The organism is Actinoplanes sp. NPDC051851, from assembly GCF_040681165.1.
In the GTDB taxonomy this organism is placed as follows: Bacteria; Actinomycetota; Actinomycetes; order Mycobacteriales; family Micromonosporaceae; genus Actinoplanes.
Genome location: NZ_JBFAYF010000010.1, coordinates 87,852 through 105,513, shown reverse-complemented (window position 1 = coordinate 105,513; position 17,662 = coordinate 87,852). Strand labels below are relative to the sequence as shown.

Here is a 17,662-nt window from a genome sequence, read left to right as displayed (position 1 = left end):
TGGTGAGAATGGATCAGCTGTGGTCGACCGCGGCCTGCTGGACCGGGAGGGCGGCCACGTACCGCTCCATGTACGCGTCGAACCCGGCCACGTCCTCGGCCACCGGCGCGACCGTCGAGACCGCCGCGTCCGCGAAGACGACCGTGGTCAGGAAGTCGTCCAGGGACTGGTCCGGACGGCGGTCGCGGAGGAAGCCGGCCAGCACCGCGATGCCCCACGCGCCGCCCTCGGAGGCCAGGTCGCCCACCGAGACCGGGGTGTCGATCGCCGCGGCGAGCAGGTTCTGGGCGACGCCCTCGGTCTTGAAGAGGCCGCCGTGCGCGAACATCCGGTCCAGCTGAACGGATTCGGACTTCTGCAGGACGTCCATGCCGATGCGCAGGGTGGCCAGCGCGGCGTAGAGCTGCACGCGCATGAAGCCGGCGAGGGAGAGCTCGCTTCCCGGCGTACGGAAGAAGAGGGGTCGTCCCTCATGAAGCTTGGTGATCGGCTCACCGGAGAGGTTGTTGAAGGCCATCAGCCCGCCGCCGTCGGGCGCGCCGGAGAGCGCGGCGCGGAAGAGCGTCTCGAAGACGGCGCCGCTGTCGGCGGAGACGCCGAGTGCCGTGGTGAACTCGGCGAAGAGCCCGGCCCACGCGTTGAGCTCGCTGGCGCCGTTGTTGCAGTGCACCATCGCGACCAGGTCGCCGGCCGGGGTGGTGACCAGGTCGATCTCCGGGTGCACCCGGCTCAGCTCGCCGTCCAGCACGATCATGGCGAAGATGCTGGTCCCGGCGCTGATGTTGCCGGTACGGCGGGCGACCGAGTTGGTGGCGACCATGCCGGTGCCGGCGTCACCCTCGGGCGGGCAGACCGGCGCGCCGGCCCGCAGTGAACCGCTCGGGTCGAGCAGGCGCGCGCCCTCCTCGGTCAGCGTGCCGCCCTGCGCACCGGCGGGCAGCACCTCCGGGAGGAGCTCCGCCAGTGAAGCAGTGAGGCCACGCCCGTCGACCAGGCCGTCGAACTTGGCGAGCATGCTCGCGTCGTACCCGCCGGTGGCGATGTCGATCGGGAAGACGCCGCTGGCGTCGCCGACGCCGAGGACCTGGCGGCCGGTCAGCTTCCAGTGCACGTACCCGGCGAGCGTGGTCAGGTGCGCCAGCCGCCCGATGTGCTCCTCGCCGTTCAGGACGGCCTGGTAGAGGTGGGCGATGCTCCACCGGTGCGGGATGTTGAAGCCGAACAGCTCGCTGAGCTGCTCGGACGCCTCACCGGTGTTGGTGTTGCGCCAGGTGCGGAACGGGGTGAGCAGCTCGCCCTCGGCGTCGAAGGCGAGGTAGCCGTGCATCATCGCGGAGACGCCGAGCGCCCCGACGGTCCCCAGCTCCACGCCGTGCTTGGCCTTGACATCGGCGGCCAGCGCGGCGAAGCAGTCCTGGAGGCCGGCCCAGACCGCTTCCAGGGAGTACGTCCAGGTCCGGTCGACGAACTCGTTCTCCCAGTCGTGGCTGCCGACCGCGATAGCCGCGTGATCCGGCCCGGTCAGCACGGCCTTGATCCGGGTCGACCCCAGCTCGATTCCGAGGGCGGTCCGCCCCTGCTCGATGGCCTCGCGTACGTCAACGCCAGGCCGTGCATCGGTGTCACTCATGGTCATGTTCTACCAGGCCGTCGGAGCGGTTCGATCAGCCCACGGTCAGGACGATGCGGCCGAACCCCTCGCCGGCGTCCATCCGCTGGTGGGCGGCGGGTGCGGCGTCGAGCGGGAACGCTGGAACGAGCGCATCAGCGTCCTCCCGAAGTCCACCGTCGTCCTGCCGTCCGGGTCGTCGAATCGCTGAATGCTCACCGCTGTCATGGGCGCGACGGTAGTGCGCGGCGACGACCGTACGGGAGAAGTGAGAGGTCGGAAGGGGTTGATCTTCTCGGCCGTGCCCCGGTGAGCCGGCCATTGTTAATGATCATTACGGTTAGCGCCGTGACAGGCAGCCCGCCGCCGGGCCCGGCCGCGCCGTCATTCGCTGAACCCCCCGACCTACGGAGAGAATGCCATGCGTACCAAGACCGCCGTCTTCGTCCTGACCGCGATCGTCGCGTTCCCGGTCGCGCTCTACCTGCTGCTCGGGGCGTTCGCGGCCTCGCTCTCGTGCTTCGACTCGTGTGGTGGCCGCAGCAACCTGCTCTACGTCTTCCTGCCGCTCGCCGTCGGCACCGCCGCGCTGCCGTTCCTCGCGGTGCGGGCGTTCAGCGAGGCCAGGATCGCGAAACCGGCGGTTCCGGCCGCGATCCTGGCCGTCGTCTCGATCGCCGACGTGGCGCTGCTGACCTGGGTGTTCGCCGGCGCCTGAGCCGGTTGCCCGAGCCGGGCGCCTGACCCGGCTGCCTGACCCGGCTGCAGGGGTGGGCGTCAGCCGAGCAGTTCGGGGCGCTCCCACTTCTCGCCGCGGACGTGGTGGGTGAGGAACGCGAAGATCGTTTCGTACCAGACCTTGACGTTGCCGGGCTTCGCGATCCAGTGGTTCTCGTCCGGGTAGTAGAGGAACCGGTGCTGATCGCCGGCCGTCCCGGTGGACATCAGGGACCACCACAGGCTCAGGCCCTCGCCGATCGGCACCCGGTAGTCCTTGTCGCCATGGATCACCAGCATCGGCGTGGTGATCGCGGCGGCGTGGTGGTGCGGCGAGTTCGCCTCGATCATCTCCCGGGTCAGCTCCCGGGCCCAGTACCAGGAGACGTCGGTGGCGGCGACGAAGCTGTCCAGCGACCAGAGCGACGCGTGCGTGACGATCGCGTCGAAGCGGTCGGTGTGCCCGGCCACCCAGTTCGCCATGTAGCCGCCGAACGAGCCGCCCATCGCGGCGGTGCGGGTCTCGTCGACGTCCGGGCGCGCCTCGGCGGCGTCGGTCAGGGTCATCAGGTCGGTGTACGGGCTGTCGCCCCAGGACCCCCAGCCCCGGGCGATGAAGTCCTTGCCGTACCCGGTGGAGAGCGCCGGGTCGGGCAGCAGGACGGCGTACCCCTGGGCCACGGCCAGCCACGGGTTCCACCGCCAGCTCCAGTAGTTCCACGAGCTCTGCGGCCCGCCGTGGATCCAGAGCAGCAGCGGCGCGGGCTGATCGGTGTCGGGCAACGCGATCCAGGCGCGCAGCGCGGTGCCGTCCGCCGCGGTCGCGGTCACCTCGTCCAGCCGGCCCGGCACCCGCAGCTCCCCGCCGGGGCCGGGCAGGACGGTGACCTCGGCCGTGCCGTCCAGCGCGATCCGCACCGGGGTGGGCGGGCTGTCGATCGCCGAGCGGAGCGCGTACACCCACCGCCCGTCCGGGGAGATCTGGTAGTCGCCGTACGCCCCGTCGTCCACGGTCACCCGGGTCACCGCGCCGCTCGCCACGTCCACCCGCCACAGCGGCGACCGGCCCTGGTCGTCGGCGGCGACGATCAGCGCGGTCCCGTCCGGCGTCCAGCGCGGCCGGGCGGGCAGCCGGTCCCAGTCGCGGGTGAGCTCCCGGATCTGGCCGCCGTCCAGCGGGACGACGGCCAGCCACCGGTCGCCCGGATCGGTCGCGGTCGAGCGCGGCTCGACGGCGAAGGCGACCAGGGTGCCGTCGGGAGAGATCCGGGCGTCCAGGAAGTCGAAGCCCGCGTCGTCGGCGAGCGTCCGGCGTTCGCCGGTGGCCGTGTCGATCGCGACCAGGGCGTAGCGCTGGGAGCCCCCGGCGACCTCCAGCGCCCAGGTGGTGACCGCGGTCCGCCCGTCCGGGGTGAGGTCCCAGCTGCCCTCGCCGTCGTCGAGGGCCGCGCCGGCGTACCCGGTCACGTCCCGCGGCTCGCCGTCCGGCTCCAGGACCAGCAGCCGGGTCCGGGCCGGCCCGAGGTCGTGGTCCCAGAACCGGACCGGGTACCCCTCGTGCAGGATCGCCGAGACGCCGGACTCCTTGCGCCGGTCACGGGCCTTCTGCTCGGCGGCGAGGTCCACCGAGGACGGCAGCAGCCCCGAGCCGAACAGCGTCGTCCCGTTCGCGCTCACCACCACCTGGCCGACGCCGCCGGGCGGGCTCGCCACCACGTGGGCGTCCCCGCCGGACGGCTGCCGCCAGAGCGCCGCCGCGGCCTTCTCGTCGGTGCCGCCCTCCGGCCGGGGCCGGGCGGAGGTGAAGAGCAGGTCGCCGTCGGGGGTGAACCCGGCGGCCGACTCGCCCTTGTCACTGCGGGTCAGCCGCCGGGCGGGCCGGACCCCGTCCGGGTCCAGCTCCCAGAGCGAACTGCGGTAGGCGGTGTTGTCGCGGTTCGGGGTGCCCACCCCGACCACGAGGCGCCGCCCGTCGGGCGAGAGGCGCAGCCCGTCGAGCCGGGGCAGCCGTAGGTAGGCGTCGAGGTCGGTGAAGGCATCCTGAGCATCGTTGATCACCAGACTTTCCTACCATCCTGGCATCGATGACCGCAGTTACCATTTATGTCATCACCTTGCGGTCATCCTGTTGAGCCAGGTGTCGCGCGGCCGGCACACCAGGGAGGTGCCGACCGCCGTGCACCACTGCTGGTACCCGTGCGAGTAGAGCCGTGTGCCGAGCCAGCGGAAGTCGTCGCGGACCGGGTGGCGCGGCACCGTGCGGACGAAGTTCGCCGCGTCGTCGATGCTGCCGCTGCCGTCGTACCGGGCCACCGCCGGGTACGCGAAGACCGGCCGGGTCCGGACCACGCCGCCGTCCCCGGTCCGGGAGGCGACGATCGACGACGGCACCCGGCCGCTCTCGGTCCACGCCATCACGGGGGTCAGCACGTCGAAGGTGTTCGGGCCCTCGCCGCCGCCGCAGTGCGCGACGCCGGGGAACATGAAGAGCTTCGCGAAGCCGTCGACCGCCGAGCCGCCCATCGTGGTACGCAGGGCGTCGTAGTACTCCAGCGTCCCCTGCGGCGAGATGTGCTGGTCCTCCCAGCCGTGCCAGAGCAGCAGCCGCCCGCCGGAGCGCCGGAATCCGGACAGGTCGGGATCGGTCGCGGAGAGGTAACTCGACGACTGCACGGTGTCCCAGAACCCCTGCACGGTCAGCTTCAGGTCGGCGAGCTGCCAGTCCGGGTCGACCCGGTTGGTGAAGCCGAGGTACCGGGCGAACGCCAGCACGAAGTTCTCGCTGCCCACGGTGGTGCCCTGGGCCGCCGGGACGAAGAGCGTCCAGTCCAGCTCGGAGCCCCACTCGTGGGAGATCGCCGGCTCCAGCCGCTTGCCGTCGTCGGTCACCGCGCCGTCGTGCAGCCGGCGGACCACACCCGCCTCGGCCCGGGTCAGGCAGGCCGCCTGCGGGCAGACCAGGGTGTCCGGGTCGAAGTCGCAGACCCGGGGGTCGTCGAGGATCCCGTCCCGCAGCCCGTCGAGGCCGTCGCAGGCACGCAGCACGGCCTCGTGGACCATCGGCAGCTTCGCGGCGAGCAGGATGTACCTCCCGTTCGCGTCCAGGTTCGTCAGCACGTTCCACGCGTGGTGGTACGTGTTCTGCACGACCATGTTGCTGGCCGGCGCCCCGGCCGCGATGCCGTCGAAGTCGTCCGGATACCGCTGGGCCTCCATCAGCCCCTCGCGCCCGCCGTCCGAGCAGCCGGTGAAGTAGGAGTACGCCGGCGCGTGCCGGTAGAACGCCGTGATGATCGCCTTGGCCGCCACCGCGGTCTCGTGCACCCCGCGGTAGGCGAAGTCGATCTGGGCCTGCGGGTCGTCCGCGGCCCACGAGCCGTCGTTCTGACCCTGGTGGCCCATGTCGGTGGTGGCGAGGGCGACCTGACCGGCGGTGACCGGCGGACAGTTCGACGCCTGCCCGACGTTGATGTTCGCGCTGCCGCACTCACCGCCGCAGCCGGTCTGCACGTACCGCTGGGTCCAGCCGGTGGTGGGCAGCCGCAGCACGACGGTGTCGGCCGGCGCGATGGTGCCGCGCACCTCGCAGTAGGGTGCGGCGCCGCCGGTCACGGTCGTCGCGCTGGTCAGCGTGACCCCCTCGACCGTCAGGCCGGTGACCGCCGCGCAGTCCATCACCGGGGTCAGTGCGGGCAGGACGGCCAGCCCCCCGGGGGTGGTGCGGCGGTCGTGGGCGGCGGCTCCGCCCGGGGTGACGAGGGCGGCGATCAACGCCACCACCAGGGATCCGATACGGAGGGAACGCGGATACTCGGACATGGACAGGCCGCCTCCTCGGGGCATGTCGCGGGAGTCGCGCTACGCGCCGATGACCGGCGTGTTCCGAATGTTAGCTAGATTGTTAACGATTGTGAATCCCGTGACGACGGTCAATCGCCGAGGGCGGCGAGGTGCGCGTGGACCGCGCCGGTCTCCGGGAGGCCGATCTCCGTGTGCAGGATCAGGGCCTTCCGGTACGCCTCCCGCGCCAGTCCCGGGTCGCCGAGAGCACGATGGGCGTGCCCGAGTCCGACGTACGCCCGCGCCCGCTGATCCGGAACGGCCGTGAGCGCCGGCACCGCCGCGTGCCGGGCCGCCGCCTCCTCCGGCAGCCCCAGGGCCAGGGCCGCCTCGCCGAGCCCGTTCTGCGCCCGTGCCTCCCCGTCCCGCTCGCCGAACTCCTGGAACAGCGCGAGCGCCCGGTGCAGCAGCGCGGTCGCCTCCTCGGGAGCGCCGAGCCGGGTACGCGCGGTGCCGAGCCCGTAGAGCGCCCAGGCCTCGCCGCGCGGGTAGCCGGCCTGCCGCAGCAGGGTCAGCGCCTCCTGCTGGTGCTCGGCGGCCGTCGCGAAGCGGCCCCGGCGCTCCTCGGCGAGCCCGATGTTGTGCAGCGTCATCCCCTCACCGGGCGGGTAGCCGAGCTGCCGGTACACCGCGAGCGCCTGCTCCAGCCGGTCGATCGCCGCCGGGTAGTGGCCGAGGTGGCGTTCGGCGACACCCAGGTTGTGCAGCGCGATCGCCTCGCCGTGCCGGTGGCCGGTCGCCCGGTACAGCACGAGCGCCTGCTCCAGCCGTTCGGCGGCGGCCGCGTACCGGCCCAGGTGATCCTCGGCGACCCCGAGGTTGGTCAGCGCCCGCCCCTCGCCGATCCGGTCGCCGGTCCGCCGGTAGAGGACCAGGGCCTCCGCCATGTCGGCGGTCGGCGCGGTCTCCGGCCGGCCCAGGCGGATCTTGAGGGCGCCGATGGCGAGCAGCGCGTGCGCCTCGGCCGCCGGGTCGCCGAGCTGCCGGGCCGCGTCCCGGGCGTGTCCGTGAATGGTCAGCCCGTCGAGGTAGTGGCCGCCCTCCAGGTAGCGGTACAGGGCGGTGGCGAGCCGTACGGTGTGGGTGGGCATCCCGTGGCCCGCGGTGTGTGCGATGACCTGGACCAGGCCGGCCCGCGCGGCGTCCAGCCAGCGCAGCGCCGCCGACGGATCGGGGAAGTCCGGGACCACGGTGACCGGGCCGGCGGGCTCGGGCGCCGTCCCCTCCCGGCCGTAGCCGAGGCGCTCGGTGGCGGCGACGGTGGCCGCCAGATAGTGGTCGGCGAGCCGGGTCGCCGCCGACAGGCGCTCGGGCAGCGGTTCTTCGGCGGCGGCCAGGCTGACCGCGTACGCCCGCAGCAGGTCGTGCATGGTGGCCCGGCCGCCCCGGGTGAGCTGGACGAGATGGGCCCGGACCAGTCGGTCCAGCACCCGGCGAGCGTCGGCGAGCCCGATCCCGGCGAGCGCGGCGGCGGCGTACGCGTCGAAGTCCGGACCGGGATGCAGGCCGAGCAGCCGGAAGGCCCGGGCGGCCTCGGCCGGCAGGTGCCGGATCGACCAGGAGAAGACCGCCGCCACCGCCGCCCGCGGGTCGCCGTCCGCGTTGAGCAGGTCCCACCGCCGCTGCTGGTCGGCGAGCTCGGCGACCAGCTCGGCCAGCGTGGTGGTGGGGCGGGCCACGGTCAACTCGGCGGCGACGCGCAGCGCCAGCGGCAGGTGGGCGCACTGGTCGGCCAGGGCGGCCGCGGCGTCCGGATCGTCGTCGACCCGGGTGCCGATCAGCCGGCGGAGCAGGGCGGCCGCGTCGCCGTCCGGGAACAGGTCGAGGTCGAGCCGTTCGGCGCCGTGCACGGCGACCAGCCCGGCCAGGCTGTCCCGGCTGGTCACCAGCACCATGCAGGAGCCGGTGCCGGGCAGCAGCGGCCGGACGTGCTCGACGACCGCGGCGTTGTCCAGCACGATCAGCATCCGCCGCCCGGCCAGCGCGGTGCGGTACCGGGCGGCGCGTTCGTCCAGGTCGGCGGGGATGTCGGCGTCGGCGGTGCCGAGCGCGCCGAGGAACCGGGCGAGGACCTCGCCGGGCGCGGCGGGTGGGCCGACGTCGTAGCCGCGCAGGTTGACGTAGAGCTGGCCGTCCGGGAACCGGTCGAGCGTCCGGTGCGCCCAGTGCACGGCCAGCGCGGACTTGCCCACCCCCGCGGTACCGGCGATCGCCGCGACCCGCTGCTCCCCGCCGTCGAGCAGCGCGGTGAGCCGCCGCAGCTGGTCCTCCCGGCCGACGAACCCGGCCACGTCGGCGGGCAGCTGGGCGGGGACGGGCCTCGGACGGGCGGGCGAGACCGGCTCCGCGTCGAGGGCGGACTGGTCGAGGGCGGACTGGTAGAAGCGGTCCCGCTCGGTCTCCTGGAGGCCGAACGCGTCGGCGAGCAGGCGGACCGTGCCGGGCCGGGGGTTGGTGATCCGGCCGGACTCCAGGTTGCGGATGCTGCGCACGCTCACGCCGGTGCTCGCGGCCAGGTCCTCCTGCGACATGCCACCCCGCAGCCGGTACGCCCGGACCTGTGCGCTGAACATCCCATTCCTCCTGACCGGCCGAGTTGCCGGTCAATTGCCGATCCGCGACCTGTCGCCGACGGGCCCGTACGGCGATCGTAGGGATCGTAACCATGGAGTCCTGCCGGGGTGATGGGCTGTCAACGGGGGTGCCCATCACCCCTGGCAGGAGGGTCAGCCGAGGACCTGGTCCATCCCGCCCTCGTCGCGCCAACGGCGGAGCAGGTCGTGGAAGACGACCGGGCCCGGGCCGAACGAGTTGTTCCGCTCGCGCGGCTTGCCCTCGTTGTTGTAGTAGCCCGGCGTGCACTCCGCCTGGAACGCGACGTTCACCGGCGCGGTCTCCCGGATCGTCGCGACCCAGGCCTCCTCGGCCTCCGCCGTCGGCTCGACCCGGGCCGCGCCGCGCTTCTCCGCCTCGGCGACGACCGCCCCGATGTGGCCGGCCTGCTCCTGCAGCACGTGCACGAAGTTCACCGACGCGGCGTTCTGCAGGCTGCCGAGGTGGAACAGGTTCGGGAAGCCGTGCGTGTAGAAGCCGTGCAGGGTGCGGGGTCCGTTGCGCCAGGCGCCGAGCAGGGGTGTGCCGTCCCGGCCGTACACCGGAAGCGTCCCGGAGACGACGCCCGAGATGCCCACCTCGAAGCCGGTCGCGAAGATGACGCAGTCGACCGGGTACTCGGTCTCGCCGACCACGACACCGGTCGCGGTCATCCGGGTGACGCCGCCGAAGTCCGCGGTGTCGACCAGGGTGACGTCCGGGCGGTTGAACGTCTGCAGGTAGAAGTCGCTGAACGTGGGCCGCTTGCACATGTAGCGGTACCAGGGCTTGAGGAGCTCCGCGACCGCCGGGTCGGTGACGATCTCGCTCACCCGGGCGCGGATGCCGTCCATCGTCCGGAAGTCGGCGATCTCGTCGAGGTGCTCGCGCTCCTCGTCGGTGAGGTTGGCGTCCCGGGTGCCGGTGAGCATCTGCCGCTGCAGCTTCGCGGTCGCGGTCCAGCGGTCGCCGATCAGGTCCTCGTCGGCGTGCCCACCGGTCACGATGGTCAGGAAGTTCTCCATCCGCTCCCGCTGCCAGCCGGGCTGCAGCGCGGCGGCCCACTGCGGGTCCGTCGGGCGGTTGTCGCGGACGTCCACCGACGACGGCGTGCGCTGGAAGACGTAGAGGTGCTCGGCGTCCCGGCCGACGTGCGGGATCACCTGGATCGCGCTGGCCCCGGTGCCGACCACGGCCACCCGCCGCCCGGTCAGCCCGGTCAGCCCGCCGGTCTGGTCGCCGCCGGTGTACCCGTAGTCCCAGCGGCTGGTGTGGAACGTCCGGCCCTGGAACTCGTCGAGCCCGGGTATGCCGGGCAGCTTCGGCTGGGTCAGCGTGCCGGACGAGCAGATCACGTACCGCGACCGGTACTGATCGCCCCGATCGGTGGTCACCGTCCACTCGGCGGCCTCGTCGTCCCAGCGCAGCTCGGTGATCCGGGTGTGGAAGAGCGCGTGCTCGTAGAGGTCGTACCTGGTGGCGATCGCGACGGCGTGCCGCCGGATCTCCTCGCCCGGGGCGTACCGCCACTGTGGGACGTACCCGACCTCCTCCAGCAGCGGCATGTAGACGGTCGACTCCACGTCACAGTGCACGCCCGGGTACCGGTTCCAGTACCACGTACCGCCGACGTCGCCGCCCTCGTCGACCAGCCGGATCGAGCCGAGTCCCGCCTCACGCAGGCGCGCGCCGCTGAGCAGACCGCCGAAGCCCGCGCCGATCACGGTCGCCTCGACCCGGTCGGTCTTCGGCTCGCGCGCGGCGAACGGGGTGTGCGGGTCCGCCGCGTACTCCCCGAACTCGCCGGCCGCGCGCCGGTACTGCGCCGAGCCCTCGGGCCGGATCCGGCGATCACGCTCCGTCCGGTACCGGGCCCGCAGCGCATCGAGTTGCCCGGCCGAGAAGCGTTGTGGCAGTGGCGGTGAGGTGGACATGCGGCTGTGCCCTTCCGGCGGGAGTGGTGGCGCGTTTTACTTCCGGCCGGAGGTAGCTAAGCGTCGACAAATATTTAAGTCAAGTGCTTGTCTTATGTGGAGCTTAAGTCCGGTCGGTTCCGGCCAGATACAGCCCCTCGATGGCATCGATCAGCCCGGTCGCGGTGGCCGTCCAGAGGGCGGCCGCACCTGCGTCGTCCGCCGGCAGCGAGTGCTCCCGGTGGGCGCAGAGATGCACGATCAGTGTGTGCGCCATCTCGTCCCGCTCGGCCCGGACGGCGGCCGGCAATCCGGGCAGATTCCGGTGCAGAGCGTCACGGACCGTCAGGAGTGCGCTGTCCTCCGCGAACTGCTCGCCGGCCAGCTCGCGCAGCTTCGGCTCGGTCACCAGCTGCGCGGCGAACCGGGCGTACCAGCTCGGGCTGCCCAGCGAGGCCAGATGATCCGTGTACGGCCGCACCACGCAGGTCACCCAGTCGCGCAGATCGGTGCTGCCCGCGTGCTTGTCCAGCAGTTCGGCGCGGATCCGTTCCATCGGCGCCGAGTGCCGCTGGATCACCGCCCGTACCAGGTCGTTCTTCCCGCCGAAGTGGTAGTTGACCGCCGCGTTGTTGCCCTGCCCGGCGGCCTCGCTGACCTGCCGGTTCGACACCGAGAAGACCCCGTGCTCGGCGAAGAGGCGCTCGGCCGTCCTCAGGATGCTCAGCCGGGTGCTCTCCACCTGCTCCTGCCGCAGACGCCGGGTCACTGCCATGCTTTCATCGTACGGACCGGTTCCCGCTCTCCCCGAGCACCGACCACCCGTGCGCCGGCACCGTGCCGGGTGACCGCCCGTCGCCGGGTGCGTCGGCCTCCAGGACGCTCAGCCCGCCGGCGTCGATCGGGAACGTCACGGCGGTGTCCCCGACGTTGAGCAGTGTGACGATCCGGTCGTCTCCGCTGCTGGACCGCAGGGCGAGCGCGGTGTTGGTCAGGTGCAGCGGTGTGGTCGTCGCCCGGCTCAGCCACGCGTGCCGGCGCCGCAGGCCGATCAGCCGCTGGTGCAGGCGGTAGGTCGGCCACCCGTACGGCGCCAGCTCGTCCGGCCGGTCCGGGAACGCCGGGCGGATCGCGTCGTCGCCACCGGCCCGCTCCTCCTTGAGCCCCCGGAACGCCTGCTCGTCGCCGTAGTAGACGCTCGGCGACCCGCCGACGGTGAAGAGCAGCGCGAGCGCGTGCCCGAGGTGCCGCTCGTCGTCGAGCCGGGTCGCGATCCGGGTCACGTCGTGGTTCCCCACGAAGGTCAGCGGCAGCCCGGCGCCGAGCACCGCATTGTGCCGGTCGAGCGCCCAGGCCAGCTCGAAGAGGTTCCGGTCGTTGAGGCTGCTCCAGATCGCCTTCCAGAGCTCGTACTGGGTGATCGAGTCCAGGCCGCTCTCCCGCAGGTACCCGGTGTAGTCCCCGTGGATGACCTCCCCGGCGAACCAGGCACCGGGATGCCGCGGCCTCGTCTGCGGTAACACCTCGCGCCAGAACCGGGCCGGGACCGCGTACGCCGCGTCCAGCCGCCACCCGGAGGCGCCCCGGTCCAGCCAGTGGTTCATCACCCGGGCGACGTACGCGACCACCTCGGGTTCGTCGTGATTCAGCGCGACCAGCCCGTGATGCCCCTCGAAGACGGCCTTCTCCCCGCTCGCTTCCCTGCGGAACCAGGTCTCCGGCGCCCGGAACCCGCGCCCGACGTGGTTGAACACCCCGTCCAGCAACAGGTGGAGTCCCCGTTCCCGGCACGCCGCGACGAGCTTGTCGAAATCCTCGTCCGTCCCGAGCCGCGGGTCGATCGCGAAGTGGTCGAGGGTGTCGTATCCGTGCGTCTCGGAGGCGAAGACCGGCCCGAGCTGGAGTCCGGAGGCGCCCAGCTCCACCGCGTAGTCCAGCCACCCGGCCAGCCGGTCCAGCCTCCCACCGAACCCGAGCGGATACACGTGCCACCACACCGCGTGCTCGACCCAGCCGCCCATCCGCACTCCCCACTCCGCGAGTCCGTCCGAGGCTACCGGCCCCGCGGCCCCGCCGTCGCGGTCACGGCCGGAGCAGGACCTTGACCGAGCGGCGCTCGTCCATGGCCGCGTACGCCGCCGGGGCCTCGGTCAGCGGCATCTCGGTGTCGAAGACCGCGCCCGCTTCGAGGGTTCCGGCGAGCACCTCGGGGAGCAGCTCCTCGATGTAGTCGCGGACGGTGGCGATCCCGCCGCGTACCCCGACGTTGGTGTTGAACATGGTGCCGACCGGCAGCTCCGGACCGCCGGCCGGGACCCCGACGAAGCCGATCTGGCCGCCCGGGCGGGCCGAGCGCAGCGCCTGGTCCATCGACTCCTTCGTGCCCACGCACTCCAGGACGATGTCCGGTCCCACGCCGTCGAACATCTCCTTGAGCATCGCGACGCCCTCGTCGCCGCGCTCGGCCACCACGTCGGTGGCGCCGAACCGGCGGGCCAGCGCCTGCCGGTCGGCGTGCCGGGACATCGCGACGATCCGGTCGGCACCGAGCCGCTTGGCCGCGATGATCGCGCAGAGGCCGACCGCGCCGTCGCCGACCACGGCGACCGTCGAGCCCTTGGTCACCCCGGCCGAGATGGCGGCGTGGTGGCCGGTCGGGAGCACGTCGGCGAGGGTGAGCAGGCCGGGGATCAGTTCGTCGGCGGGCTGCCCGCCGGGGACGACGACCAGCGTGCCGTCGGCCAGGGGTACCCGGACGAACTCGCTCTGCGCGCCGTTGGAGTCGCCCTCGCCCTCGATGGCCGTACCCCAGAAACCGCCGTTGAGGCAGTGCACGGTCCAGCCGTTGCGGCAGTTAACGCAGGTGCCGCAGCAGATGTAGAAGGGTGCGATGACGAAGTCGCCGGCCTTGACCCGCTTGACGTCCGCGCCGACCCGCTCGACCACGCCGATGAACTCGTGGCCCATCTGCCGGGCGTGCTCGATCGCCCGCACGCCGCGGAAGCCCCACAGGTCGGAGCCGCAGACGCAGGCGGCGACCACGCGGACGATCGCGTCACGCCCGGTGGAGATCTCGGGCTCGGGAACCTCGGCGACGCGGATGTCGCGTTCGCCGTGCAGGAAGACAGTGCGCATGGCCGGAACCGTAGCGCTCTCACGTTTCCGGTTACGCCTTCCGGGTCACGCTGAGTGATATCGCGCACGGTTTTAGAAGGCGTAGCCGACTCCGGTGAACTCCTCGGAGAGCCGCCAGAGTTTCGCCGCCGTCTCCGCGTCCCGAATGGCGATCTCGTCGACGCGCCGGATCGGTTCGCCGCGTAATTGGAAAGGGCCGTCCGGGACGATGTAGCTCCCGCCGGGAAGGTCCGGCGTGGTCGCCGCGTACAGGGAGGTCTTCGCGCCCTGCTCGACCGGCCGGAATGCGATGGCCATGAGCATCCGGATGCCGGTCCGATAGACCCTTCCGCGGCTCGCGTTGGCGCCGCCGGTGAGCACATTGGTGCGGGTCAAGCCGGGCGCGACGGCCATGCTGCGCAGCGGCAGACCGGCCCTCTCCGCGCGCCGTTGCAATTCCATCGCGAAGTAGAGGTTGGCCCTTTTGGACTGGGCGTAGATGTCGCCCGTCCGGTACCCGCGTTCACCCTGGAGATTGCCCAGGTCGAATGGCGCGAACCGTTGTCCCTCACTGCTCACCGTCACCACCCGAGGTTCACAACCCTTGGTGAGGTACGGCGAGAGCACCCCGGTGAGGGCGAACGTGCCCAGATGGTTCACACCGAACTGTGACTCGAACCCGTCCGCGGTCCGGGCGAACGGCACCATGGCGATTCCCGCGTTGTTGACGAGCAGATCGAGCCGTTCCCGGTCCCAGCCCGCGGCGAATTCCCGAATGGACGCCAGGCTGGCCAGATCGACCCGCCGCAGCTCCAGCCGCGCGCCCGGTACCTCGCCCCGCATCCGTGCCAGAGCATCCCGTCCGCGCGACGGATCCCGGCAGGCCAGCACCGTGTGCGCCCCGGCCCGCGCGAGTTCCCGGGCGGTGACGTACCCGATACCGCTGTTGGCCCCGGTCACCACCGCGATCTTTCCCGATAGATCGGTCATTCTCGGCACCCCTCACTCGGCTATTGCAACTCAAAGTTGCGATAGGGTGAGCGTGTCAGACTGTCCGGCAAGATCGCAATGAGGAGTTTCGATGCCGACAGCACGCCCGGTGGTGGGCCGGGGCGCCAAGGTGCGCGCGGCCGTCCACGCCGCCACCCTCGCCGAGCTGGTCGACCGGGGCTACGCCGCGCTGACCATCGAGAACGTGGCGCAGCGGGCCGGGGTGCACAAGACCACGGTCTACCGGCGCTGGGCGGATCGCGACGCGCTGCTCGTCGACGCGCTCGCCGAGCAGATGGCGAGCGACATCCCGATCCCGGACACCGGAGCGCTCGACACCGACCTGCGCGAGCTGGCCCGGTCACTGGTGCGTACGCACACCAGCCCGACCGGGAAGGCGCTGCTGGCGGCGATGTTCAGCGGTGCGGGCGGCGTGCCGGAGATAGCCGCGGCCCGGCGCCGGGTCTTCGACGACCGGCTGGAGCGCGCCGCACCGGTGGTGGCCCGGGCGGTCGCGCGCGGCGAACTGGCCCCGGACGTCGACCCGGCCGAGGTGTTCAAGGCCCTCGCCGCGCCGGTCTACCTGCGACTGCTGATCACCGGCGAGGCGGTCGACGAGACGACGGCCGACCACGCGGCCCGCATCGCGCTCGCCGCGGCCCGCGCGGGCGTGCTGGGCTGACTACGGCCGGGGCATCGTCCTACAACCGGGGCATCGTCGTCATCGTCACCGAGTCCGGGCAGGGGAACCACGCGCATCCGCAGGTGCAGCGCTTCCGCCAGGGCATGTACCAGACGCGTACCGGCCGGTGACGACCCATGAGCCTCGCCTTCGATCGTTGCTCTGTGGAGGGTTGCTTTGTGGGGGGTTGCTGTGTGGAGGGTTGCTTTGTGGAGGGCCCGGCGGCTCTGAACTGGGAAGGAGCGGGCCGCCGTGCCTCCGCGCCCACCGTGACACGGCTATCTGGCTACCCGCAACATGCGGATTTCCGTTTTCAAATGAGGGAAGTTGCGAGTTTTGGTCACATTGTCGGGGGAGGGGGTTGACGGGAAGATGCTCCGGTGACGCAACGCCAGAGCCCCACTGTCCGAAGGCGACGCCTCGCCCTGACGCTCCGGCAGCTGCGTACCGCTGCCGGCCTGACCTCGGGGGAGGCCGCGCGCCGGGTCGACCACGACTCCAGCTGGCTCTCCCGTATCGAGAACGCCGAGGTCAGACCCCATCCCAACGACGTACGCGCACTGCTCTCCCTCTACCAGATCAGTGGCGAGCAGGCCGAGGCGGTGATCGCCGTGGCCCGGCAGGCGAAGCAGCGCGGATGGTGGCAGCACTACACCGACGTGCTGCCGAACTGGTTCGCCACGTTCGTCGGCATGGAGTCCGAGGCGTCGGTGATCCGCACCTACGAGTGCCAGATGGTTCCGGGCCTACTCCAAACGGAGGACTATGCGCGGGCCGCGTTTCGTGGTGCACCGGTGCCGATGCGCGACGAGGAGGTGGAGCGGCAGGTCGCACTCCGGATGGACCGGCAGGCCATTCTCGCCTCCGACGACCCGCCGCTGTTGCGGGTGGTGATAGACGAGGGGGCCGTGCGGCGCCTGGTCGGTGGACCCGCCGTGATGAAAGCGCAGATCGACCGCCTCATCGGCGATTCACAGCGGACCCACATCCAGGTGCAGTTGTTGCCGTACACGGCCGGTTTCGGCTTCGACGGCAGTTTCGTCATCCTCGATTTCCCGCCGCTGCCCGCGCCCTATCCGGACGCCGCCGAGGACCGGATGGTCTACGTCGACACGCTCACCGGAGCGTTATATCTCGAACGTCCCGCCGAACTTTCCGCATACTCGGCCGCGTATGAACAGCTGCAAGCGCTCGCGCTGGGCCCGGCGGAGAGCCGGGACAAACTCGGCAAGATCGCTGCAGACCTGCCGACACAGTAGGAAAGAAGGCAAGAATGGACCTGTCCCACGCGGTGTGGCGTAAGAGCATCCGGTCGGGTTCATCCGGTAACTGCGTCGAGGTGGCCAGCAACCTGCCCGACGTCGTCGCCGTTCGTGATTCCAAGGACCCCTCCGGCCCCGCCCTCACCTTCAGCCCCTCCGCCTGGCAGTCATTCCTCTCCGGAACGAAGGCCGGCACGTTCGACAACTGACCGTTCCCCGGCGGGGCGCGGCCGTTTCCACACGGCCGCGCCCTCCGCTTTCCCCGCGCATCGCTCTCTCGGGCGTCGCTCTCGTGGGCATCGCTCTCTCGGGCATCGATATGGAAGAATTCCCTGGTGATCGACTTCCTGCGTCCCCTGGCCGGAAAGAACGCTCTGATCATCGGGGGCGGCGGCGAGGGGATCGGCCGGGCGATCTCCCGGGCCTTCGCGGCCGCCGGAGCGGCCGTGGCCGTCGCGGACCTGCTGCCGGAGCGCGCGGAGGCGGCCGCCGCCGAGCTGATCGAGAACGGCGCCCGGGCCGTCGGCCTCGCCGGTGGGCCCGGGCCGCTCGCGCCGCGATCACCGCGTTTCTGGAGCAGGGCGGTGGCGGCACCATCGTCAGCGTCGGCTCGGTCTCCGGGGTGATGGCCGCGCCGATGCAGGCGGCCTACGGCGTGTCCAAGGCCGGGCTGGCGAGCCTCGCCAAGACGGTCGCTGCCGAGTACGCCCCGGAGCGCATCCGGATGAACGTGGTCGCCTGCGGTGCCATCTCGACGGCGGTCGCGAACAACGGCCCGGCGGCGGCCGAGGTGCCGGAGATCCCGCTGGGCCGTCTGGGCATCCCGGACGACGCGGCCGCCGCCGTGGTCTACCTGGCTTCTCCGCTCTCCGCCTACATCACCGGCCAGAGCCTCGGCGTGGACGGCGGCGTCACGGTCCGTGGCCCCTTCTCCTGACCAACC

The 17,662-nt window shown here is 71.9% G+C and carries 16 protein-coding genes; 7 read left to right on the top strand and 9 right to left on the bottom strand.

Annotation, left to right across the window (positions count from 1 at the left end; genetic code table 11):
- Positions 1–13: 13 nt before the first annotated feature.
- Positions 14–1,630, bottom strand: coding sequence for an FGGY-family carbohydrate kinase (locus AB0M08_RS13065; RefSeq protein ID WP_364492301.1), 1,617 nt, complete (start codon positions 1,628–1,630; stop codon positions 14–16).
- On the opposite strand from AB0M08_RS13065, the gene AB0M08_RS13060 reads away from it, so the two are divergent.
- Positions 1,629–1,820: a hypothetical protein gene (locus AB0M08_RS13060; RefSeq protein ID WP_364492300.1), complete on the top strand. Its 192-nt coding sequence runs from the start codon at positions 1,629–1,631 to the stop codon at positions 1,818–1,820. The genes AB0M08_RS13065 and AB0M08_RS13060 overlap by 2 nt on opposite strands.
- 210 nt (positions 1,821–2,030) lie before the next feature.
- Complete coding sequence (locus AB0M08_RS13055) at positions 2,031–2,327, top strand: hypothetical protein (RefSeq protein WP_364492298.1); 297 nt, start codon at positions 2,031–2,033, stop codon at positions 2,325–2,327.
- Between the two features lie 59 nt (positions 2,328–2,386).
- Here AB0M08_RS13055 and AB0M08_RS13050 read toward each other — a convergent pair whose 3' ends face one another.
- The 8 genes from AB0M08_RS13050 to AB0M08_RS13015 all read right to left on the bottom strand — a co-directional run bounded on the left by AB0M08_RS13050 (position 2,387) and on the right by AB0M08_RS13015 (position 14,775).
- Positions 2,387–4,384, bottom strand: coding sequence for a S9 family peptidase (locus AB0M08_RS13050; RefSeq protein ID WP_364492296.1), 1,998 nt, complete (start codon positions 4,382–4,384; stop codon positions 2,387–2,389).
- 51 nt (positions 4,385–4,435) lie between these two features.
- Positions 4,436–6,145 (bottom strand): tannase/feruloyl esterase family alpha/beta hydrolase, encoded by a 1,710-nt coding sequence (locus tag AB0M08_RS13045; protein WP_364492295.1) that lies wholly within the window; start codon positions 6,143–6,145, stop codon positions 4,436–4,438.
- A 110-nt stretch (positions 6,146–6,255) separates the two neighbouring features.
- Positions 6,256–8,739, bottom strand: a complete 2,484-nt coding sequence (locus tag AB0M08_RS13040) for a tetratricopeptide repeat protein (RefSeq protein WP_364492293.1) — start codon at positions 8,737–8,739, stop codon at positions 6,256–6,258.
- Between the two features lie 153 nt (positions 8,740–8,892).
- Positions 8,893–10,692 (bottom strand): NAD(P)/FAD-dependent oxidoreductase, encoded by a 1,800-nt coding sequence (locus AB0M08_RS13035; RefSeq protein ID WP_364492291.1) that lies wholly within the window; start codon positions 10,690–10,692, stop codon positions 8,893–8,895.
- 103 nt (positions 10,693–10,795) lie between these two features.
- Entirely contained in the window at positions 10,796–11,446 is a 651-nt protein-coding gene (locus tag AB0M08_RS13030; RefSeq protein ID WP_364492289.1) for a TetR family transcriptional regulator, read from the bottom strand.
- A 4-nt stretch (positions 11,447–11,450) separates the two neighbouring features.
- Entirely contained in the window at positions 11,451–12,692 is a 1,242-nt protein-coding gene (locus tag AB0M08_RS13025; RefSeq protein WP_364492287.1) for an alpha-amylase family glycosyl hydrolase, read from the bottom strand.
- Between the two features lie 61 nt (positions 12,693–12,753).
- Positions 12,754–13,806 (bottom strand): zinc-dependent alcohol dehydrogenase family protein, encoded by a 1,053-nt coding sequence (locus tag AB0M08_RS13020; RefSeq protein WP_364492285.1) that lies wholly within the window; start codon positions 13,804–13,806, stop codon positions 12,754–12,756.
- Positions 13,807–13,878: 72 nt separating this feature from the next.
- A complete protein-coding gene (locus AB0M08_RS13015; RefSeq protein WP_364492283.1) occupies positions 13,879–14,775 on the bottom strand; it encodes an oxidoreductase in 897 nt (298 codons plus the stop codon).
- A gap of 91 nt (positions 14,776–14,866) precedes the next feature.
- On the opposite strand from AB0M08_RS13015, the gene AB0M08_RS13010 reads away from it, so the two are divergent.
- The 5 genes from AB0M08_RS13010 to AB0M08_RS12990 all read left to right on the top strand — a co-directional run bounded on the left by AB0M08_RS13010 (position 14,867) and on the right by AB0M08_RS12990 (position 17,656).
- On the top strand, positions 14,867–15,457 hold the full coding sequence (locus AB0M08_RS13010; protein WP_364492281.1) for a TetR/AcrR family transcriptional regulator: 591 nt from the start codon (positions 14,867–14,869) through the stop codon (positions 15,455–15,457).
- A 380-nt stretch (positions 15,458–15,837) separates the two neighbouring features.
- Positions 15,838–16,716, top strand: coding sequence for a helix-turn-helix transcriptional regulator (locus AB0M08_RS13005; protein WP_364492279.1), 879 nt, complete (start codon positions 15,838–15,840; stop codon positions 16,714–16,716).
- Between the two features lie 14 nt (positions 16,717–16,730).
- A complete protein-coding gene (locus AB0M08_RS13000; RefSeq protein ID WP_364492277.1) occupies positions 16,731–16,928 on the top strand; it encodes a DUF397 domain-containing protein in 198 nt (65 codons plus the stop codon).
- Between the two features lie 126 nt (positions 16,929–17,054).
- A complete protein-coding gene (locus AB0M08_RS12995; RefSeq protein ID WP_364492406.1) occupies positions 17,055–17,345 on the top strand; it encodes an SDR family NAD(P)-dependent oxidoreductase in 291 nt (96 codons plus the stop codon).
- The gene (locus tag AB0M08_RS12990; protein WP_364492405.1) at positions 17,279–17,656 is read left to right on the top strand and encodes an SDR family oxidoreductase; all 378 of its coding nucleotides are present in this window, start codon (positions 17,279–17,281) and stop codon (positions 17,654–17,656) included. Before AB0M08_RS12995 ends, AB0M08_RS12990 begins: the two co-directional genes overlap by 67 nt.
- Positions 17,657–17,662: the final 6 nt, after the last annotated feature.